The 20509-nt window shown below is 45.3% G+C and carries 16 protein-coding genes; 15 read left to right on the top strand and 1 reads right to left on the bottom strand.

The features are described from left to right. Positions 1 to 23 precede the first annotated feature (23 nt). The 3 genes from P0106_RS01430 to P0106_RS01420 all read left to right on the top strand — a co-directional run bounded on the left by P0106_RS01430 (position 24) and on the right by P0106_RS01420 (position 3709). Entirely contained in the window at positions 24 to 695 is a 672-nt protein-coding gene (locus P0106_RS01430) for a pyroglutamyl-peptidase I (protein WP_004115940.1), read from the top strand. 109 nt (positions 696 to 804) lie between these two features. Next, positions 805 to 2196, top strand: coding sequence for a coiled-coil domain-containing protein (locus P0106_RS01425; protein WP_004111967.1), 1392 nt, complete (start codon positions 805 to 807; stop codon positions 2194 to 2196). A gap of 178 nt (positions 2197 to 2374) precedes the next feature. Then, positions 2375 to 3709: a C1 family peptidase gene (locus P0106_RS01420; protein WP_473730343.1), complete on the top strand. Its 1335-nt coding sequence runs from the start codon at positions 2375 to 2377 to the stop codon at positions 3707 to 3709. Positions 3710 to 4155: 446 nt separating this feature from the next. On the opposite strand, the gene P0106_RS01415 is transcribed toward P0106_RS01420, so the two are convergent. Then, positions 4156 to 5109: a hypothetical protein gene (locus P0106_RS01415; protein ID WP_004111970.1), complete on the bottom strand. Its 954-nt coding sequence runs from the start codon at positions 5107 to 5109 to the stop codon at positions 4156 to 4158. Positions 5110 to 5330: 221 nt separating this feature from the next. Here P0106_RS01415 and nusA point away from each other — a divergent pair, with 221 nt between their 5' ends. The 12 genes from nusA to pstB all read left to right on the top strand — a co-directional run bounded on the left by nusA (position 5331) and on the right by pstB (position 20376). Next, positions 5331 to 6380 (top strand): transcription termination factor NusA, encoded by a 1050-nt coding sequence (gene nusA / locus P0106_RS01410; RefSeq protein WP_004111973.1) that lies wholly within the window; start codon positions 5331 to 5333, stop codon positions 6378 to 6380. A 254-nt stretch (positions 6381 to 6634) separates the two neighbouring features. Next, positions 6635 to 9568, top strand: coding sequence for a translation initiation factor IF-2 (gene infB / locus P0106_RS01405; protein ID WP_473730342.1), 2934 nt, complete (start codon positions 6635 to 6637; stop codon positions 9566 to 9568). A 2-nt stretch (positions 9569 to 9570) separates the two neighbouring features. Continuing rightward, positions 9571 to 10152 (top strand): 30S ribosome-binding factor RbfA, encoded by a 582-nt coding sequence (gene rbfA / locus P0106_RS01400; protein WP_004111977.1) that lies wholly within the window; start codon positions 9571 to 9573, stop codon positions 10150 to 10152. Positions 10153 to 10188: 36 nt separating this feature from the next. Then, entirely contained in the window at positions 10189 to 11391 is a 1203-nt protein-coding gene (gene truB, locus P0106_RS01395; protein WP_101892027.1) for a tRNA pseudouridine(55) synthase TruB, read from the top strand. 89 nt (positions 11392 to 11480) lie between these two features. Continuing rightward, complete coding sequence (locus tag P0106_RS01390) at positions 11481 to 12818, top strand: riboflavin kinase (RefSeq protein ID WP_004115922.1); 1338 nt, start codon at positions 11481 to 11483, stop codon at positions 12816 to 12818. A gap of 113 nt (positions 12819 to 12931) precedes the next feature. Then, a complete protein-coding gene (locus tag P0106_RS01385) occupies positions 12932 to 14194 on the top strand; it encodes a 3-deoxy-7-phosphoheptulonate synthase (protein WP_473730341.1) in 1263 nt (420 codons plus the stop codon). Positions 14195 to 14854: 660 nt separating this feature from the next. Continuing rightward, the gene (locus tag P0106_RS01380; RefSeq protein WP_473730340.1) at positions 14855 to 15331 is read left to right on the top strand and encodes a hypothetical protein; all 477 of its coding nucleotides are present in this window, start codon (positions 14855 to 14857) and stop codon (positions 15329 to 15331) included. 8 nt (positions 15332 to 15339) lie between these two features. Continuing rightward, positions 15340 to 16041: a 5'-methylthioadenosine/S-adenosylhomocysteine nucleosidase gene (gene mtnN / locus P0106_RS01375; RefSeq protein WP_410313951.1), complete on the top strand. Its 702-nt coding sequence runs from the start codon at positions 15340 to 15342 to the stop codon at positions 16039 to 16041. A 283-nt stretch (positions 16042 to 16324) separates the two neighbouring features. Then, positions 16325 to 17506: a phosphate ABC transporter substrate-binding protein PstS gene (gene pstS / locus P0106_RS01370; RefSeq protein WP_014554778.1), complete on the top strand. Its 1182-nt coding sequence runs from the start codon at positions 16325 to 16327 to the stop codon at positions 17504 to 17506. A 94-nt stretch (positions 17507 to 17600) separates the two neighbouring features. Next, entirely contained in the window at positions 17601 to 18563 is a 963-nt protein-coding gene (gene pstC / locus P0106_RS01365; RefSeq protein WP_014554777.1) for a phosphate ABC transporter permease subunit PstC, read from the top strand. Beyond that, entirely contained in the window at positions 18560 to 19567 is a 1008-nt protein-coding gene (gene pstA / locus P0106_RS01360; RefSeq protein WP_004111993.1) for a phosphate ABC transporter permease PstA, read from the top strand. Before pstC ends, pstA begins: the two co-directional genes overlap by 4 nt. 29 nt (positions 19568 to 19596) lie before the next feature. Next, a complete protein-coding gene (pstB, locus tag P0106_RS01355) occupies positions 19597 to 20376 on the top strand; it encodes a phosphate ABC transporter ATP-binding protein PstB (RefSeq protein ID WP_004111995.1) in 780 nt (259 codons plus the stop codon). The last annotated feature ends 133 nt before the right edge of the window (positions 20377 to 20509 follow it).

Below are 20509 nucleotides of genomic sequence, written 5' to 3'. Positions count from 1 at the left end.
GCTATTCGTAGAAAGCTATTGTTATGAAGCAAATTAACGTAGTTATTTCAGGATTTGGACCATATGCTGATCTTAGCGTAAACCCGTCTTACGAAGTGCCATTGGCTTTAGAACAATATTCAAGTCAGGAGCTTGATCTTCCAGAAGATGTTAGAGTAAATATCAAGTCTGTAATGCTGCCGATTAGCTTTGCAAACGCATGGCCTCAGCTTTTAGAAATGATTAATGCGCAAGATGCGGATATTGTAATAGCAACAGGGGTAAAACATACTGCTCGCGGAGTGCAATTAGAACGGTGCGCCACAAATATTATGGACGCAACTAAACCAGACGTAGATAACCACACTCCACAAAGTGTACAAATTGTTGAAAATGGACCATCTGCATATTGGACTAGGTTGCCATTGCGAATGATTCTGAACGATTTTGCTCACGATGCAATAGCGTCAACACTAAGTTCGGATGCAGGAACATACGTTTGCAACTCACTGTTTTATAGGCTATTAAATTGGGCGTCCAATAATTCTAAAAAGCAGATAATCGCAGGATTTGTAAGTTTTCCTCCAGTTGTTGCAACTCATGACGCTAGGCATGGGCTGCCGTTAGATTCGCAAATAAAAGCTGGTCAAAACATAATTCGTGAAGCCGTAAAATACTATATGAAACCTTCATCTTTAAGCATATTGCTCGAGTAGTTCGCTCGACACGCCCGAGTGTTTTTGCGTCTAAAGTGATAGCGTTATTGCTGATGGAGTGTGCACGATAAGTTAGTGAATCGTGCGGGGGTTTGTGAAAGGAAAAACTATGGTGCCAGATCGTTTCCCAACTGCTTTGCGCGGATACGACAAAGATAAAGTCAACGAAGCCTTTTCTAACTACGAGCGCACAATATCGCGTCTGCGTGAACAAGTGCGATCTAGTGACGAATCTATTCTTCAATTGCAAGCACAATTGCAAGAAGAAAAAAATAATGTTAAACGTGCAAAAAGCGGGAATACTTTTGCATCTTTGGGCGCAAATGCGCAACAATTACTTGCGTCGGCAGAACAGACGAGTTCGCAGCTAATTGAACGCGCAAAGCAAGACGCTGCGTCGATTAAAAAAACTGCTCAGGCGCAGGCGGGAACCTTGCTAAACAATGCAAAATTAGACGCAGAGCATTTGCTGCAAGAGGCTCAAACAAAAGCGGATACGCTGCTTTCTACAGCAAGCAACAAGGCAAGCCAGATGACGAGTGCGGCAAAAGAAGACTCGCAGCGTTTGCGTGAAACAACAAACAAAGATGTTACTGCACAAAGAGATGCTGCAACGCTGGAAATAAACAACGCTAGAGAAGAACACACGAAGCGAATGGCATCCGAAAAATCCGAGCAGGAGCGAGCAATTGCACAGCTAAAAGCGGATGCAGCGCAGAAAATCGCGGAACAGAGGTCTGCGGCAAACGCGGAAATTGCTCATGCTAAAGCAGAGACAAATGATCAGATTGAGTCGGCTTTGGCAGAAGCAAACAAGAAACTTGCAGACATGCAGGAGCGAGCAACAAAGATGATGGCGGATGCGCAGCGCAAGGCTGGAGAAATTACAGATGCTGCTGCTGCGAAAGCCCAGGAGATTGCAGACGAAGCGCAAGTTGAGCGTACGCGCACGCTAAGCCAGGTTAGTGCAGAAGTTGAGCAAATTAGAAACGATATTGCAGCTCAGCAAGAAGAAGCAACAAAAAAGGTGAACGAACTTATATCTGGATTGAAAGAGCGAGAACACGCTGCTCAAGAAGAGGCTGATGCGCTTGTTGCTAGGGCAAAAACTATTCATCAGGATGCGGATAATTATGCTGCACAGGCGCATAAGGATGCGGATGCTCAGGCTGCACAAATCGTTCGTAAAGCTATGCAAGATGCTACGGCTCAAGTGGAAGAGCGTAGGGCAGCAGCTCAGCAGGAGCTGGATGGTATGACGGCGCGCCTAACACAATTGCAGCATAGGGAAGCGCAAATTACGCAACGTGTTACCGAGCTTAGGTCTTTGTTTGCAAACGCTTTTTCTGGATTTGATTTTGGTGATGCTGTTTCTGGGCAGGGGCATTCTGGCGATTCTGCAGATGCGGATGCTTCGGATAATAGCGATGCTGATGCCCAAAAACAGGCGAGGAAAGACGCACAAGCCCAAGTTGAAGAAGCTATTGCTCAGGAATCCTGAGTGGCGAGTTGCGAGTAGCGAATTGTGCTGTGTGGTGGATTTATAAGTGAAAACTCATAAAGAAAATCAGTAAAGAGATTCCACGGAAAAGTCGCAAGCATCCGAAGATTTGCATAAAAGGCTAAAATAAACTATAAAAAATAAATATAAAATAAGGAAAAACAAGAAAGGTTAGACAGTGACTGAGATCTCTGAATTAAGTGCCGAGGCTTTGCAAGGTTTGTGTGACGATTTTGACGCAAATCCATTGAATCGTTTAGCAATGAACGGTGTTACTGCCGCTGGAATCGACAAGGTAGCGCGCAACTATGACCGCGCGCGTTTATTGCAGCGCCGATTCTCAACGGTTGTGGATAATGGTGACGCAAGGCATCAGGATCATTCTGGTCGCTGCTGGCTATTTAGCTCTTTGAACGTTGCGCGATTTGTGGCTAAAAAAACGCTTAAAGTTAAGGATTTTGAGTTTTCGCAAAATTACGCAATGTATTTCGATAAACTTGAGCGAATCAACTATTTCTTAAAGGATGTTGCTGCTCTTGTTCGCTCTGGTGAACCAGCTGATTCTAGACTAGTACAGCATTTGTTGCACGACGTTATGGGTGACGGCGGTCAGTGGACAATGGCTATGAACGTCTATAAGAAGTATGGTGCCGTGCCTAAAGACTTGTATCCAGAAACGGAGTCGTCTAAAGATACGGACGCTATGAACACTCAGCTTCGCCGTTTGTTGCGAACGGCTGTTGCACACATGTACGCTAATGCTGCAGATATTGACGACATAATTGCGGAAACTACTGCTGCAGGTCATAGGATTCTTACAATCCACTTGGGTGAGCCGCCAAAGAGCTTCGACTGGGAATGGACGGACGAGGACGGAAAGTTCCATCGCGATGGCGAGATTACGCCAGTTGAGTTTTGGAAGAAGTATGTTACGGCTGGGCTGGAAGATTACGTTTGCTTAGTAGACGATCCGCGTGCGGAGCATCCAAAGGGCAAGAAGATTGCGATTGAGCACTTGGGTAACGTTGCTGGTGGAGACGCTACGGAATATTTGAACGTACCAAATCAGTTTATGAAGGATTGTGTGCGTAAGATCCTCGTTGAGCAGGGCATTCCAGTTTGGTTTGGTGCGGATTGCCATCCTATGATGGATCGTGTAAACGGTGCTTGGGCTACGGATTTGTTTGAGTATGATCGCGTTTATGGCGTTGATTTTGATTTAAACAAGGAGCAGCGTGTGCGTTTTGCTGATTCGGCGATGAACCATGCGATGGCGTTTGCTGGGGTTGATGTTGCGGAAGATGGCACGACTACTCGCCGCTGGCGAGTTGAGAACTCTTGGGGCGCGGATATTGCCGACAAGGGTTACTTTACTATGAGTGACGATTGGTTTACTGAGTACGTGTATGAGGTTGCTGTGCCTAAGGCGCTTTTGCCAGAGGAGTATCGTAAGGCGCTTGAAGAGCCAGCAATTGTTTTACCGGCGTGGGACCCAATGGGCGCTTTGGCTTAACGCGAAGCTGCATAATGCGCTTCGCGTTACTCCAAAGCGCCCGAGCTTGCTCAGGTTGAAAGTCCAGTGGACTTTCAACGCAAGCGAGGACGTTCGCGCGCTTAGACCGCGCGAACGAAATCGCATAGCTTGAAATCACTAGGATTTCAAGCTATGCTAATGCGCCGCGTTCGCTATTTGCAAAAAGCACGGTGTGTTTTTTGCGCGAACGCGGCCTGCTGCGTCAATCGAGACGCAGCAGGTGTCACATTGTGTATTTATGTGGTTTTTGCGCTTCGCGTTACTCCAAAGCGCCCGAGCTGCTTAGGGCAGAAGCATTGCTTCTGCTGCAGCGAGGACATTCGCGCGCTTAGACCGCGCGAATGTTGTAGCTTAGGTTAATTTCACTAGGAAATTAGCCTACTCGAGTGCGCCCGAGCTTGCTCGAAGTTGCTAGGTTAGTGCGTTTATTGTTCAAAGATTGCAGAATCGTCAGTTGGATATCCATTTGAATACGCGCTTATTATGTGTGAAACTACGATATCTGCAAGTACACCTATAAAATCTTGATTTTCGATACTTACAATCGCATCATTATTTATTTTTCCGTCTTTGTTTATGGGGAAAATCGTTTGATTTAACGCGGCTAGTTCTTCTCTTGCACAATCCATATAGGCTATTGCAACAATAGGTAGTTCTTTTCCTGTGGCGTTGTCTTTAGCGATTCCTGATTCCAGGTTTTGCTTAGGTATCTCATAGACTTTTTGACGCAAGTCACTTCCACTTGATGCAAAGTGCATAAGTGTGTTTGAAATTGTAGCCGTCATGTCGCTTTGTCGAAGTGAAACGTTTTTTGCATCTCTAGCAGCTAGTGTTTGCAATAGAAATGCGAGTTTGTCTTGTGCTACAGCTGCTTTTGCTAGCGGATCATGATTCCAGTATAGGTTTTTGTTATTGTCTGCAAAGTCTTGGATTTTTTTGTAAGAGTTTAATTCTAGTTGCTCAGCTAGCTTAATTGTTTCAGCATTTCCAGTTTGATTTAAATTGGCTAATTTCCAAATGTTTTGGGCACTGAACACAACGCCTTGAGCGAATCTACTGTTACATTGAACTGCGACTTTTTTCCATGTGTCAGAAGCATTCTTTAAGTCTTTAGATGTTAAGTTATTTATTTTTTTATCCACTTTTTCTTGGATTGATTTTGCTTTTTGCATAATTTTGTAGCAAGGTTCGTGGTTTTGCAAAGAATGCAGATTGTTGTTTTTTAATTCTTTTGTACTAGAACATGCACTGAAAAGCATCGTTATTGCCATTAATGCTGCAACTATTAAAAGATGATTTTGCGTATGCTTTTGATTGCGCTTTTGATTGTGTTTTGTGCGCTCTAATAGGCTTCTTAACAAAACAAACTGTGTCTGCATAATCTACTAAAATAGTCCGTGACTGTGACCAATGTTTGCTTGTTTTGCGTTTGGCATTGTATGCTTAACATTTTCAATTGCAGTCATAAGATTTTGTGCTTTACAACCGTTGTTAGATTTAGATTTTAACGCGTTTGTTGTGTGCTAATCGCGATAAAAGAAAAATAAGTTAATTTTATAAGTGAATTTATAAATGAATTTTCAACAGGAGGACATGCACGATGGAATTGGATTTGGCGGGAATGCATCAGCTTGCGGCGCAGCAGGGGATTAATGCCGAGGAGCTGGACGAGGCACTCGCCGAGGCCTTGCGTCTTGCATACATGAAGACTTCTCACCCAGCTAGGCATGCTCGCGTTGAATTAGATGAGCGTGCTGGTAGCTTTACAGTGTGGGCAAAAGACGAGATTCCTGGAGTTCCTACGGAAGATAATCCTCATCCAGCACCAACTCTTGGCGAAGAATACGATGATACACCTCGTGATTTTGGACGTCTTGCTGCTGCTACGGCACGTCAGGTTATTACTCAACTTTTCCGTAAAGTAGAAGATGACCGTGTATTTGGTGCTTTTTCTGGACAAAAAGGAAAGTTGATTAACGGCGTTGTGCAGCAGGATTCTAAAGATCCTTCTAATATTCATGTTGCTGTTGGAGATGTTGAGGCGATTTTACCGCGTCGTGAGCAGGTTCCAGGCGAAAGATATCGTCATGGTGAGCGTATTCGTGTTTACGTTGTGAACGTTGCTCGTGGTTTGCGTGGTCCAGAAATCGTTGTTTCTAGGTCTCATCCTGATCTTGTTCGTAGACTTTTTGAGCGCGAAGTTCCAGAACTTGTTTCTGGAGCAGTTTCGATTATGGCTATTGCTCGCGAAGCTGGCGCTCGCACTAAGATTGCTGTTCGTGCCAACACGGAAGGTGTTAATCCAAAGGGTGCTTTGATCGGTCCTGGAGGTTCTCGTGTTCGTGCTGTTATGGAGAATCTTGGTCCAGAAAAAATAGATATTGTTGATTGGTCGGAAGATCCAGCGAAGTTTGTTGCCGCTGCTCTTTCTCCAGCAACAGCAACACAGGTTCATGTTGTTAGTGAAAAGAGCCAGACGGCTGTAGCGTTTATTCATGATTCTCAGCTTTCTCTTGCTATCGGTAAGGAAGGTCAAAACGCAAGGCTTGCAGCAAAACTTACTGGTTGGAAGATTGGTATTGAGTCTGCGGAAGAACATGCTAAGAAGCAGGAAGAAATGAATGCTGATTCTAAGGTTTCAGCAGAGTAACATCCCGTGGATTAGCATTAGCGACACTCCCGAGAATCCAACGTTTCGAGTATGCTGAAAGCTGCAATTTGGGCTTATGCGCAGCTTTCTGCCTAGTGGGAACGAGGTACGGAAAATCATGGTTGAAATCATGGTCGCACGATGAGATATCGCATTATGAGGTATTTCACTAAAGAGCATAAGAATAAGAATCTTATAAAAATATAAAGTGGCTGCGTTCGTTTTGCGCTGCCACAGACTGAGGAGAACACTGAGTGGTAAAAAAGCGCGTATACGAACTAGCTAAAGAGTTTGGTGTAGACAGCAAAACCGTGTTGGAGCGGTTGAAGAGCATGGGCGAATTTGTTAAGTCCGCGTCTTCAACAGTAGAGGCTCCTGTTGCACGTAGATTAAAAACAGAGTTTGCGTCCGCTGGATCATCTTCTGGATCGTCTGCTGCAAAGAATGATGCGAAACCTGCTGTAAATAAGAATGCTGATAATTCTTCGAATAAGACTAATCATTCTTCTAATAAATCGGAGTCGTTGGCTCAGAATAATGCTGAAAAACGAAATTTGGATAAGTCTTCAGAAAAAGCTTCGGAAAAACAGCATTCTTCGCAAAAGCCACATGATAATCATGATAATAGTGACAATAAAGAAAATCATTCATCTTCCACTCCAAATGGTGTAATTCCTAAGCCTTCTGCTGGTCACGTAAAGCCACATGCTATCGCTAACGCTGATTCTAAGCGTGGAGGCGATAAGCGCGGGGAAAATCGTAACGATGCACGAGGCGATAAGCGCGTGGAAAATCGTTCTTCTAAGTCAGATCGTTCTTCTCAGATGCCTCCACGCCCTCGTCCGCATCAGGGTGCTGGCTCTGGTTCTGCTCCTCGTCCAGGTAACAATCCGTTCAGCCGAAAGCAAGGTATGCGCGCTCCTACACCTGGTGATATTCCTCGTCCTCACCCAATGTCACGTCCAGGCGCTGCTGCAGAAAATTCTCGTGGAGCAAAGCCTGGTCAGGGCGGCGGTAATGGCAACGGCGGTGGTCGCGGTCGCGGTGGTCGCGGAGGCGCTCGTCAGGGCGGCGGTAATGGTTCGAACCGCTCTTCGCAGTGGTCTGGTTCACATCGTCAGGGTGGCGGTAATGGCGCAAGCTCTCGTCCGTCTGCAGAATCGCGCTTTAATGCAAATCAGGCTGCAAGCTTCCAGGCTGCGGCTGCAGGCGCTCCAAATGCTGGTCCATCTCGTGGCGGTGGTCGCGGTCGCGCAGGTGCTGCAGGCGCATTTGGTCGTCAGGGTGGAAAGTCTTCTAAGGCTCGCAAGAATCGTCTTGCAAAGCGCAGAGAATACGAAGAGCTTAAAGCACCAGTGATTGGCGGCGTGCGTATTCCTTCTGGAAATGGCGCTACGATTCGACTTCGTCAAGGTGCAACGCTTTCTGATTTGGCAGAAAAGATTGATGTAAATCCAGCTGCTTTGGTGACTGTTTTGTTCCATCTTGGAGAAATGGCTACAGCTACTCAGTCTTTGGATGAAACAACATTCCAGATTCTTGGAGAAGAAATCGGTTGGAATATTAATCTCGTTTCTGCAGAAGAAGAAGATAAAGAGCTTCTTCAACAGTTCGACATTGATTTGGATGAAGAGGAACTTCAAGAAGACGATAATCTTGTAGCTCGTCCTCCAGTTGTTACCGTTATGGGTCACGTTGACCATGGTAAAACTCGCTTACTCGATACTATTCGTAAGTCGAATGTTGTAGCTCGAGAAGCTGGTGGAATTACTCAGCGTATTGGCGCTTACCAGGTTACGGTTACTTTAGATGGAGACAAGCGCAAGATTACGTTCTTGGATACCCCAGGCCACGAAGCATTTACTGCTATGCGTGCTCGTGGTGCAGAGCTTACAGACGTTGCAATTCTTGTTGTTGCAGCAGACGACGGCGTTATGCCTCAAACTGTTGAGGCAATCAACCACGCTCAGGCTGCTCACGTGCCTATTGTTGTGGCTGTAAACAAGATTGATGTTGCTGGAGCAAACCCAGATAAGGTGCGCGGTCAGCTTACAGAGTACGGTCTTGTGCCAGAAGAATACGGCGGCGACACCATGTTTGTGGATATTTCCGCAAAGCAGGGAACTAACGTAGATAAACTTCTTGAGGCTGTTCTTTTGACAACTGACGCTGAGCTTGATCCTAAGGCAAATCCAAACATGGATGCTCGTGGTGCAACCGTTGAAGCTCGACTTGATAAGGGTCGTGGCGCTGTTGCTACTGTTCTTGTTCAGCAAGGCACTCTTAAAGTCGGAGATTCTATTGTTGCAGGTACGTCTTATGGTCGTGTTCGCGCAATGCTCGACGAAAATGGCAACCACTTGCAAGAGGCAGGTCCTTCTACGCCAGTTCAGGTGCTTGGTTTGACTTCTGTTCCAACTGCAGGAGACTTGTTCTTGGTTACTTCCGACGATCGTTCCGCTCGTCAGATTGCCGAAAAGCGTCAGGCTACAGAGCGCGCGGCTCAGCTTGCAAAGCGTCGTAAGGTTGTGTCTCTTGAAAGCCTTAAGGAACAGTTTGCTAAGTCCGAAGTGGATATGCTCAACATTGTTATTAAGGGCGATTCTTCTGGTTCTGTGGAAGCTTTGGAAGATTCCTTGATGAAGATTGAGGTTTCCGACGAAGTTGGAATTCAGGTTATTCACCGCGGTGTTGGTGCAATTACTCAGAACGATGTGAACTTGGCAACAGTTGATAAGGCTGTGATTATTGGCTTCAATGTGCGTCCAAACCGTCAGGTTGCCGATTTGGCAGACCGCGAGGGCGTGGAAGTCAAGTACTACTCGGTTATTTACAAGGCTATCGAAGATATTGAAGCTGCTTTGAAGGGTATGCTTAAGCCAGAGTTTGAAGAGGTTGTTACTTCTCACTCTGAGATTCGTGAAATCTTCCGTTCTTCCAAGTTTGGCAATATTGCTGGTGTTATGGTTCAAGACGGCGAAGTCAAGCGCGGTACAAAGTGCCGTATCTTGCGCAACGGTGTTGCTACTGTCAACGATCTTGAAATCTCCAGTTTGCGTAGATTCAAGGATGATGTTCAATCCGTTAGCGAAGGCTACGAGGCAGGTATCAACCTTGGCAGCTTTAACGACATTGAGCTTGGCGATATAATCGAAACCTTTGAAATGAAGCAGATTGAGCGCAAGTAATTATGGCAGGAACAAACCCTAGAGCCGCGCGAATTGCGGCTCTGATTCACAGAGTGATTGCGTCCAACATGGAGGCTCATTTACACGATAAGCGACTTGCTAATGTGACTATTACAGAAGTGAGAGTTACTAACGACTTGCAGATCGCTAAAGTGTATTGGACACAGCTTGGTACTGTTGGTAAAGAGCAGGGTGAGCGTCAGCGTGCAGCCCAAGCTTTGCAACAGGCTAAGGGGCGTTTGCGCACTCTAGTTGGAGCTAAGGCTGGATTGCGTTTAACTCCTCAAATCCAATTTGTTTACGATGAGGTTCCTAGTGAAGCTCATGAGATTGAAGACATTTTGGTCGCCGCGCGTAAGCGTGATGAGGAGCTAGCTAAAGCGCGAGAAAATGCTCGGTACGCTGGTGAAGAGGATCCGTATAAAAAGCCTCGTGAAGATGAGGATTTTGACGATTCCGATGATTCTGATGATTTTGATGACTCCGACGAGTATGAGGATTATGAGAACAGCGAAAACGATTTTGTAGAAGATAAGTCGCCAGCAACCGACGATTTAGATGATTCTGCTCATTTGGAATTATAGTTTTAAATCAAATAATTAATCAAATAAAATTTAGTAATGAGTAGTTCTCAAACATCATCTTCAGGCATTTTATTAGTAGATAAGCCGAAAGGCGTTACCAGCCATGACGTTGTGTCTTGTGCAAGAGGATTGTTGCACACTAAACGCGTAGGTCATGCGGGAACGCTTGACCCAATGGCTACAGGATTGCTGATTCTTGGTTTTGGTAACGCCACTCGCTTGCTTAACTATTTGCTTGGTCACGATAAGACTTATGAGGCTGTGATTCGTCTTGGCGAATCAACCAATACGGATGATGCAGACGGTGATGTCGTTTCAAGTGTTGATGATGAAAATAGCATTCTAAACTCTGCAAATACTGATGAGATTCTTAAAGAATTGCGTTGCGTAATCGCTAAGAATTTTACTGGGCACATTATGCAAACTCCAACGGCTTTTTCGGCTATTAAAATAAACGGTGTGCGTGCTTATGACTTAGCGCGTGAAGGTAAAGATGTTCATTTAGAGCCGAGAGAAGTTGTTATTCATGACTTTTCGCTTCTGGATGCGCGTTTTAATGTGGGTGTAAGCGGTGCAAAAGTTGTTGATGTGCGTGCGAGTATTTCTTGTTCTAGCGGCACGTATATTCGCGCACTTGCTCGCGACTTAGGGCGTGTTCTTGGTGTAGGAGGACATTTAGTAAGTCTTAGGAGAACTCGAATTGGCGAATTTTCGGTAGAAGATGATAAGGTTCTTAAACTTGAAACTAGGATTCGTACATTTACGGACAAGAATGGCGTGACTCAGACTCGCGCAAAGGCTGTTGTAGCTGACAGACACGATAGTGTTTCTGACTATTTTTCTGACAGTGTTTCTAACAGTTCGGTTGCTTGCGACTTATCTGGAGATTCTTCTTGCAAAAAATCTGCACAAAAAAACTATGATTTACAAAATCGTGTTCTAAGTATGTTTGAATCCGCAAAATTAACCATGCAAACAGTTGAAATCAGCGAAAATCAGGCTAAAGACTTGCGTTTTGGTAGAAAAATAGTGATTCCTGCGATTAGCGAAAAAAATACTATTGCATACGTAAAAGCCGAAAAAGATGAGCAAAACGATGTTGTTGCAGTTCTGGAAACCGCTGAAAAGTCGCCAGCAACCGCAGGGGGAAGCAGAGCGTTCTCCAAGTTACAAGAAAAAAATGAAAAAAACATAAATCAAATAGAAGCTAAACCTATTGTGGTATTTGTACAAAGCTAGTTTGCTGGTAAAATAGTTAATAGTGTGAAAATAAGGGTTCGCGGCAGGAATGCTGCTTATTTCGGATAGTTGCGAATAGTAAGGATATGATGAAGGTCATCAACATTCGACCAGATGCCAACGGCATGATTAATTGGCCAACATTAAGTGCTCAGCGTAAGGCGATTGTTACGATAGGTGTGTTTGACGGCATGCACCTAGGGCATAGAAAAGTTATTGAACGCACCGTTGATCTTGCTCGCAAAAACAATGCGTTTTCTGTGGTTATAATGTTTGATCCGCGACCAAGCGTGGTTCATGAAAACCCAGATTTATTCGACGATTTTGGAGATAACGCGCAGATTCCAGTGGATTCGCAGGCGTTAACAAGTGTTCGTCAGCGTCTTAGGGTTTTGCAGCAGCTAGACGTGGATCATGTGATTATTGTTCGATATAGCTTAGCTTTTGCTGCAAAATCATACAGATTCTTCCTAGGGCAGCTTGTTGGAAAACTTGGTATGCGTGCACTTGTACTCGGGTCGGATGCAGCTCTTGGAGCGCGTAGAGCTGGGAATGTTCATGCGATTAAGGAGCTTGCGCAGGCTACGGGCGTTTTTGATTTGGTTGTGGTAGACGATTTTGGTCCAGGGGATGTTCGTGTTCCAGACCCAATTGTGCCAGAAGTTCCGTCTGAAGATGGAGAGCCAAAAGACCCTGCGGATGGTATGAACAAGGCGGAATATCGCGCTTGGAGTAAAGGTATGCCGAATAAGAAGGTTCGTGCTTGGAGCTCTACGAATGTGCGATGGATGCTCGCGAATGGTAGGGTTCGCGATGCTAGGGATGTTCTTGGTCAACCGCATAGAGTTGAGGGTATTGTGGTTCATGGTGCCGAGCGCGGTCGTGAAATCGGTTTCCCAACAGTGAATTTGGGCGAGCGTATTGATGGGTATGTGCCTGTTGATGGAGTTTACGCTGGCTGGATTGTTGATTTAGATGCGGACGAGGCTAGTGCAGATAATTTGCATTCTTCTAGTATTCCGAGTGTTGGCGTTTTGCGCAAGGATGAGTTGCATCTTGGAGTTCATTCGCCATGGCGTTGGGCTGCTGCGATTTCAATTGGAACTAAGCCAACTTTTGCTGAGTCGAATGAAGGTTCTTCTGTTAAGAATGTAGTTTCTGGTGATTCTGGCGATATCTTTGAATCTGATTCTATCTCTGATTTTGGCGACGATTCTGCCACGTATCCTAATGATAGTGAAAATCGCGTGGTTGAAGCTTATGCTTTAACGGATAAGTGGCAGGATTTGTATGGTCATCGCATTTGCATTGAATTTGCGCAATTCTTACGTCCTCAACATGCCTTCGATTCTGTTGAGACTCTTAAGGATGCTGTGAGACACGATGTTGAGAAAGTGCGAGAAATAACTGATGCTGAAAACCGATAAGCTGGTTTAGATTAGTTTAGGCTGATTTTTCTTGATCTAGCTTGATTGGGATCTGATTTAATTAGATTATTGGCTGAAGCTGCGGTGTTTTGTGCTTAAGATTGGCGGTGATTATGGAGTTGGATATTAATAGCAGCGATATTAGTGGTATTGAGCCTAGTACAAGTGATCTTAATTGTAAATCGTTTAATAACAGCAATGCCTTAAATCACTCGGATGCTCGTGCTGTTAAAAAAGCTGTTGAAGAAGGGAAAAATCCACTCGATTCATCTAAATTCGAGCGCTGGGAAGACCAGGTTGGAGTAGATCGTATAATCAACCGTCGCGTGTTGGAGTTGGAGCCGCTTCCCACTCCTGCACAAGTGCTTGGTGAGTTGCCACTTTCTCCGTATGCGCAAGATATTGTTGCAGAGTCACGCGATGAGATCCGCAGATGCCTTAATGGAGATGACGACCGCCTTCTTGTTATTGTTGGACCGTGTTCTGTGCATGATCCTAAGGCAGCTCTTGACTACGCGTCTCGTTTGGCTGATTTGCGCGCAAAGCTCGAAGGTGAGCTTTTGATTGTTATGCGCGTTTACTTTGAAAAGCCGCGCACAACAGTTGGCTGGAAGGGCTTGATTAACGACCCCGATATTGACGGCACGCACGATATTCACAAGGGTTTGCTTTTGGCGCGTCGCACGCTTCTTGGAGTTTTGGACGCTGGTTTGGCTGCAGCAACCGAGTTTTTGGAGCCGACTAGCCCGCAGTTTATTGCGGATGCTGTTAGCTGGGGGGCGATTGGCGCACGCAATACGGAATCGCAGATTCATCGCCAGCTTGCTAGCGGTCTTTCTATGCCAGTCGGATTTAAGAATGCAACGGATGGCTCTGTTACGGCCGCCGTCAATGGATGTTTGGCCGCTAGCCAGCATCACACTTTCTTTGGCATCGACCATCTTGGACGCGCTTGTGCTGTACAAACACTTGGAAACCCTGATTGTCATGTTGTTTTGCGCGGATCTAGCAAGGGTCCAAACTACGATGCGGCTTCTGTTGCTGCTGCTGTTGCGTCGGTTCGTTTGAGGCTCGGCGCGGATTGCGTGGCGTCTAATGGCGTTGTAATCGATTGCTCGCACGGAAATTCGGGCAAAGATGAGAATCGCCAGATTCAAGTCGTGCGAGATATTGCGGATCGTTTTGCACATGGCGAAAAAGGCATTAAAGGCGTTATGATGGAAAGCTTCTTGCAAGGCGGAAACCAAGATCCTGCGCCTTTGAGTGAGCTTGAGTACGGAAAGTCGATTACGGATCGATGCATTTCTTGGGAAGATACCGAGCGATTGCTTAACACGCTTGCGCAGTCTGTTTCTTCTCGCCGAATTAAGTCTTGATTTTCCCGAAAATGTTGCTTTAATCGGCGTGTCGAGCTACAAAGTCGGGAAGATTTTCCCGAAAATGTTGTGCGATTTCCTATATTTCCTTGCTTGGTGTTGTAGGAGGGCTGGCTAATTCTTGTCTCACAACGCTCTGACTCTTGCGTGTTGGTTATTGTTGCGGTTGTTCCGTTTTGTCTTTAATTTTGTTTTTGGGTTGAGGTTTGTTTGTAGTGGTTGATCATTGGATTATTTGGTATCGGCTGCCGCTCTTATATTGTTCGACCAAGAATCACCCAGCCCTCTTACGAGTCTGAACAATTGCGTATTGCTTAATCGCCTGAGATTCTCGATTTTTCTTGCTGATTCAGCGAATCACCATCGGAGGACTGCGAATCGACCTGCATGAGTGCTTAAAGCGTAGCGCGCGAATGCACTTCGATTCGCTGAGCTTGCTCAAAGTTGAAAGCACAGTGTGCTTTCAACGCAAGAGAAGACGTGAGCGCGGCTAATCCGCGCGAGCGAAACATCTCATTCAGTGCGAAAAATCTCGAATCTCTACATAGCTTGGTGAAATCTGCATAATCATATTGTATGGCGACACGCCGTGTTTTTTTAGGTGTAAACCAGTACAATAGACCCTCAAATAGTCAGCATTTTTGAACAAAGGTGTGCAAAATGTGCGAATCGCCAGCCCCCGATCGTAACAATCTTCACCAATATAAAAACGTTTCAAGCCACGCCCTGACGATCGCGCGATACGCGATTTTTGCGCTTCTGCTTGCTGGCGCATTTCTTCTGGCGTTTGCGTGGTATCGCGGCACTCACAGCAAAGGCTACACTGTTGTTACCTGTTCCGCACTATGGCTTAGCGTTATTGTTCCGTTTATTACATTGATTGTACTTTGCGTTTTTGTGCGCGGATGTCGTCTTGTTGTTGGCTCTACGATTTGCGTTTTGCTAATAGCGTCTTTCTTTGTGTTTATTGCGTTCCACGATTCAATCATGGGTTTTTTGAATGTTCCCTCCACAAATCCTTGGTTTGAATTTACGTGCAGCGCCTTGCTAAAAATTGCAACCGCATCTTTTGTTATTATGTGTTGTGTAAGCGTATTTTTGATTAAACGCAATTCAATGCACAAGATAAAAGGATGATTTGACGAATGCCTAAGTTTACAAAAATCGCCATTATTGGCGCTATGGAAGAAGAAGTTACTCACATTGCCGGTTCTCTTAGCAATGTTAAGCATAATAAGGCAGCCAGCTTAGATGTATCTTGTGGCGTGCTTGAATGCGAAGATGGCGGAAAAATCGAAGTTGCTGCAACAGTTGGCGGAATGGGACTTGTAAATGCCGCTGCAACTGCACAGTATTTAATTGATACGTACAAGCCGCAGGCCGTAATCTTTTCGGGAATTGCGGGAAATCTCAATAAAAATTTGCATACGAATGATGTTGTTCTTGGAAAAACATTAAAATATTTAGACACCGACATGCGCATGATTAATCAGTGGAAGCCGTTTACAAACGAATATCATTCAGACGATTATCTTCTTAAAACTGCAGACAGCGTTTTAACAAAGATGGGCATTAACCACATTTTGGGAACAATCGCCTCTGGTGGATATTTTGTAGACACGCCCGAAAAAGTGGCGGAAGTTATTGAGGCGACTCAAGCGGATGCTGTAGAAATGGAAGGCGCTGCGATTCTTCACGTTGCTGCAAGAAACGACGTTCCAGCGTTAGTTGTGCGCGCAATGAGCGATAATGCAGACACAAAATACGAGGAGTTCCACACTTTCGACATATCCGAATACGCGGATACAGCTGCAAAAATGACGGTAAATATTGCTAGAAATTTGTAGAATGCAACACGCCGATGTGGTCGCCGACGCGCTGCATCGCCAAACAAAAGGCGAGTAGCGCTAAATGCCGCCATTTTCTGAGTGCAATCAGATTTTGGCGGCAAGGTTTTTACCCCCCTCTTATGATTGGCATCGTTAATAGAAGAAAAAAGGTAATAAGAAATAAAAGATGCCAGTTTTAGACATTAGTTTAAATAGTTTAAGAGGAAAATTTGCGGTAGGTTATACGAGAAACGCAGATTGGCTGGCATGATGGCAATTCTTCTTGAAAGGAATGAAGAATATGCGTAAAAATGCAGTAAAAAATAATGCAGTAAAAAATAAATCAATCAAGTTGAACACAAATTTGAACATTCGCGCGATTGCAGCAGGATTGCTAGCGTCCGCAACTTTAGTGAGCTTTGCAGCTTGTGGAGATAATGTTCCTGCAAGTAATTCGCAATCGTCCGCAAATACTAGCGCAAAAATCGTAGGAAACTTCCAAGGTTCGGGTGCATCTTCCCAGCAGGTTGCTGTAGAAGCGTGGATTGCAGGATTCCAATCAAAAAATCCTGGCGCAAAAATCGCATATAATCCAACTGGCTCGGGTGCAGGAGTTACAACGTTTATGACGGGAGCCACAGCATGGGCTGGATCCGATAAATCGCTAAGCGACGACGAGTTAGAAAAATCAAAGTCGGTTTGTGCAAATGGCACTACAGCTTTCGACGTTCCAGTATACGTTTCTCCAATCGCAATAATCTTTAATCTAAAAGGCATTTCGGATGCTGGAAAACACATAAATATGGATGCTTCTACAATCGCAAAAATCTTCGACGGCAAGATTACGCGTTGGAATGATGATGCGATTAAATCGCAAAATCCAAAGCTAAAGCTACCAGATAAGCCGATTACAGTTGTTCACAGGTCCGATAAGTCTGGCACAACGCAGAACTTCTTAAGCTACATAAAAGACGTTGCGCCAAGCGATTGGTCCTACAATCTTAGCGAAAATTGGCCAAATAGCGTGGGTCAGGGCGCAAAAGGCACGTCTGGCGTTGTTTCCACAATACGCATGGCAGACGGAGCGATTGGATACGCGGACTTCTCGCAAGTTGGAAAGCTTGGAACTGTGGCAGTAAAAGTGGGAGATTCTTACAACGAGATTAGCCCAGAAGGTGGCTCTATAACCGTTAATGATTCAAAGGTTGACGAAGATGCTGCAGCAAAATCAAAGCACCGCGTTGTTGTTAAAATAAACCACAAAACGGAAGAAAAAGGCGCTTACCCAATTGTGCTAGTTTCTTACGATATTGTGTGCGGTGCTTACAAAGACGCTGCAACAGCACGATTTGCAAAGTCTTGGCTTAGCTACGTTACCAGCAAAGATGGTCAGGCTGCGGCTCAAGGCGCTGCTGGAACTGCGCCTTTGCCAGAAAAGCTTATGGGCAGGATTAACAAGTCGATTCAGTCTATAGGCAAGTAAAAATAGTAATTTGCCAAGATTTTAGAGTAGTTAATAGAGTAGTCAATATATTGCTGCTGATAGCATTTATATAATGACTACAAAAGGAGCATGAGTGAGTTCTAAACAAAGAACTGAAATCAGTAAAGATGTGCGCAAAAGTGGCCATTTTGCCGACCGCTTGTTCAAAAGCGTAGCTATTGCTTGCGGATTGCTGATTTTAATGGTGCTTACAGCTGTGGCGTTGTTCTTGCTGTTTCAAGCGTTGCCGATTGTAGGCGCAAACAAAAGCCAAGTAAGTCAAGTATTTTTAGACTTTACGGGAGGCAAAGCGCACGATTTCCTAAGCTACGTAGCGCCAATGGTTTTTGGAACTGTTCTTATGTCTGCGCTCGCTCTGCTCCTTGCATTCTTTGTTTCGATTGGAATCGCGCTGTTTATAAGCCACTATGCTCCGCCAAAAATGGTGCCGCTTTTAAGTGGTGTAGTCGACTTGCTTGCTGCGATTCCGTCCGTAATCTACGGTCTTTGGGGCGGATTGGTGCTAGTTCCATCCATATACCCATTCTGGAAGTTTATCTCGCACATTTTTGGCTGGATTCCGCTTTTTGCAGGTCCTGCGGCAAGTCCTTCGCGTAGTGCTGCAACCGTTAGTGTTGTTCTTGCTGTTATGATTTTGCCGATTATAACTTCTATGGCACGAGACATTTTCCAGCAAGCTCCGCGATTGCAGCAAGAAGGCGCGCTCGCTCTTGGTGCCACAAAGTGGGAGATGATAAAGCTAGCGGTTTTGCCGTTTGCAAAGTCGGGAATTGTTTCCGCGTCTATGCTTGGTCTTGGTCGCGCGCTTGGCGAGACAATGGCAGTTCTTATGATTTTGTCTCCAGGATTCACCTTTAAATTCAACATTTTGCAAGCTTCACAAAACCAGACGATTGCAGCAAACATAGCAGCGCAATACCCAGAAGCCAACGGATTGGGTGTTAGTGCGCTTATTGCTACAGGTTTGGTGCTGTTTGTTATTTCATTCGCTGTAAACCTTATTGCTCGCAAAATCACGGGAAAGGCGAGTGCATGATGCAAAATTCAGAATCGTTACAAGCTGGCTCTGTTAGCGCAAGCAGCGAATCTCCAAAAATCGACTTTAACAAGTTCCGTCCAACGCGTTCTAGAATCGCAAGTCGTAAGCGAAAAGACGCGTTTATGCGCGTGCTAATCTTCCTGTCTTTTGTAGTTGCTCTAATTCCGCTTCTTTCTTTGCTTTTTACGACTATTGTAAACGGCATTAAGCGACTAAACCTTGACTTTTTAACGCATAATATGACGTATGTGGTTGGTGGCGCTGCTACTGGCACAGGTGGTTACGGCGGTATTTTGCACGCCATTATTGGAACTTTGGAGATTACTTTTGGCGCAATGCTGATTTCGATTCCGATTGGAATTATGTGCTCCGTGTATTTGATTGAGTATGCGCGAGGAAGTCGCTTAGCTACGTTGATTAATCTTGTTGTAGACGTTATGAGCGGAATACCTTCGATTGTGGCTGGCTTGTTTGCGTTTTCTAGCTTTACGATTTTTGTGGGTCCTGGAACAATCAACGGTTTTGAAGGGTCTGTTGCGCTTTCGCTGCTTATGCTTCCGACTGTTGTTAAGTCGTGTCAAGAAATGCTAAAAATTGTGCCGAATGATTTGCGAGAAGCGGCGCTGGCTCTAGGTGTTACAAAGCAGCGCATGATTACAAAAATTGTGTTGCGAACCGCCTTGCCTGGCATTGTTTCTGGCTGCATTCTTGCGGTTGCACGCGTGGTTGGAGAGACGGCTCCGCTTTTAATGGCAGCTGGGTTTATTGCATCCACGAATTTCAATCTTTTTGATGGGCAAATGACCACTTTGCCAGTGTACGTTTACCAAGAGTATTCAAAGCTTTCGGCGAATTGCCCAGCTAACGCGCCATCTTCGTGCGTTACTACGATTCCAATGGAGCGAGCATGGGCAGCGGCTCTTGCCTTGATTGTGATTGTTTTGCTGCTGAATATTGTTGGGCGAGTTGTGGCGCGCGTGTTTTCAGTAAAAGCAAAGTAAGACGAAGGATTTTAGAAAGTGAGGCGCAAATGGGTCAGCGCATTGATGTTAAGCATTTGAACATTTACTATGGTGATTTTCTAGCAGTAGAAGACGTTAACATAAGCATTGAGCCAAACAAGGTTACGGCTTTTATTGGGCCTTCGGGATGTGGAAAATCAACGGTTTTGCGCACTTTAGACCGCATGCACGAGATTACTCCAGGCGCTCGCGTGGAAGGTCAGGTGTTGCTTGAAGGCCGTGATTTGTATGGCAAAGATGTGGATCCTGTGGCAGTTCGCCGAGATGTTGGAATGGTGTTTCAGCGTCCAAATCCTTTCCCAACAATGTCTATTCGAGAAAACGTTCTTGCAGGAGTTCGCTTAAATAATCGCCATATTTCAAAGCAAGATGCCGACGACCTAGTTGAGTGGGCTTTGCGCGGCGCGAATTTGTGGAACGAAGTTAAAGATAGACTAGATAAGCCAGGAATCGGGCTTTCTGGCGGCCAGCAGCAACGACTTTGTATTGCGCGAGCAGTGGCTGTGCATCCGCAAGTGCTTCTTATGGACGAGCCTTGCTCTGCTCTTGACCCGATTTCTACTCTTGCTGTAGAAGATTTGATTAACGAGCTTAAGCGCGATTACACGATTGTGATTGTAACGCACAACATGCAGCAGGCAGCGCGCGTTGCCGACTACACTGCGTTCTTTAACCTTAAGGCGGTTGGAAAACCAGGGCATCTTGAGTATTTTGCAGATACAACCACTATGTTCAACAATCCGCGCAACACGGAGGCGGAGCGCTACATTTCTGGCCGCTTTGGGTGATTTTTGCATTCGTGCGATTCGCTACACGTTTTCTTTGCATGGTTCTTTACATGATTTTCTTTGGTCAGCACGTGCGCGTAAGGTCGAACCTGTTCGGTTGTTCAAAGTTCTATAAGTCGTTTCAAATTTCGTG

The sequence above is a fragment of the Gardnerella sp. c11Ua_71 genome (assembly GCF_055818025.1).
Note: the sequence above shows the minus strand (reverse complement) of the source record. Positions and strands in the feature narration are given on the sequence as shown.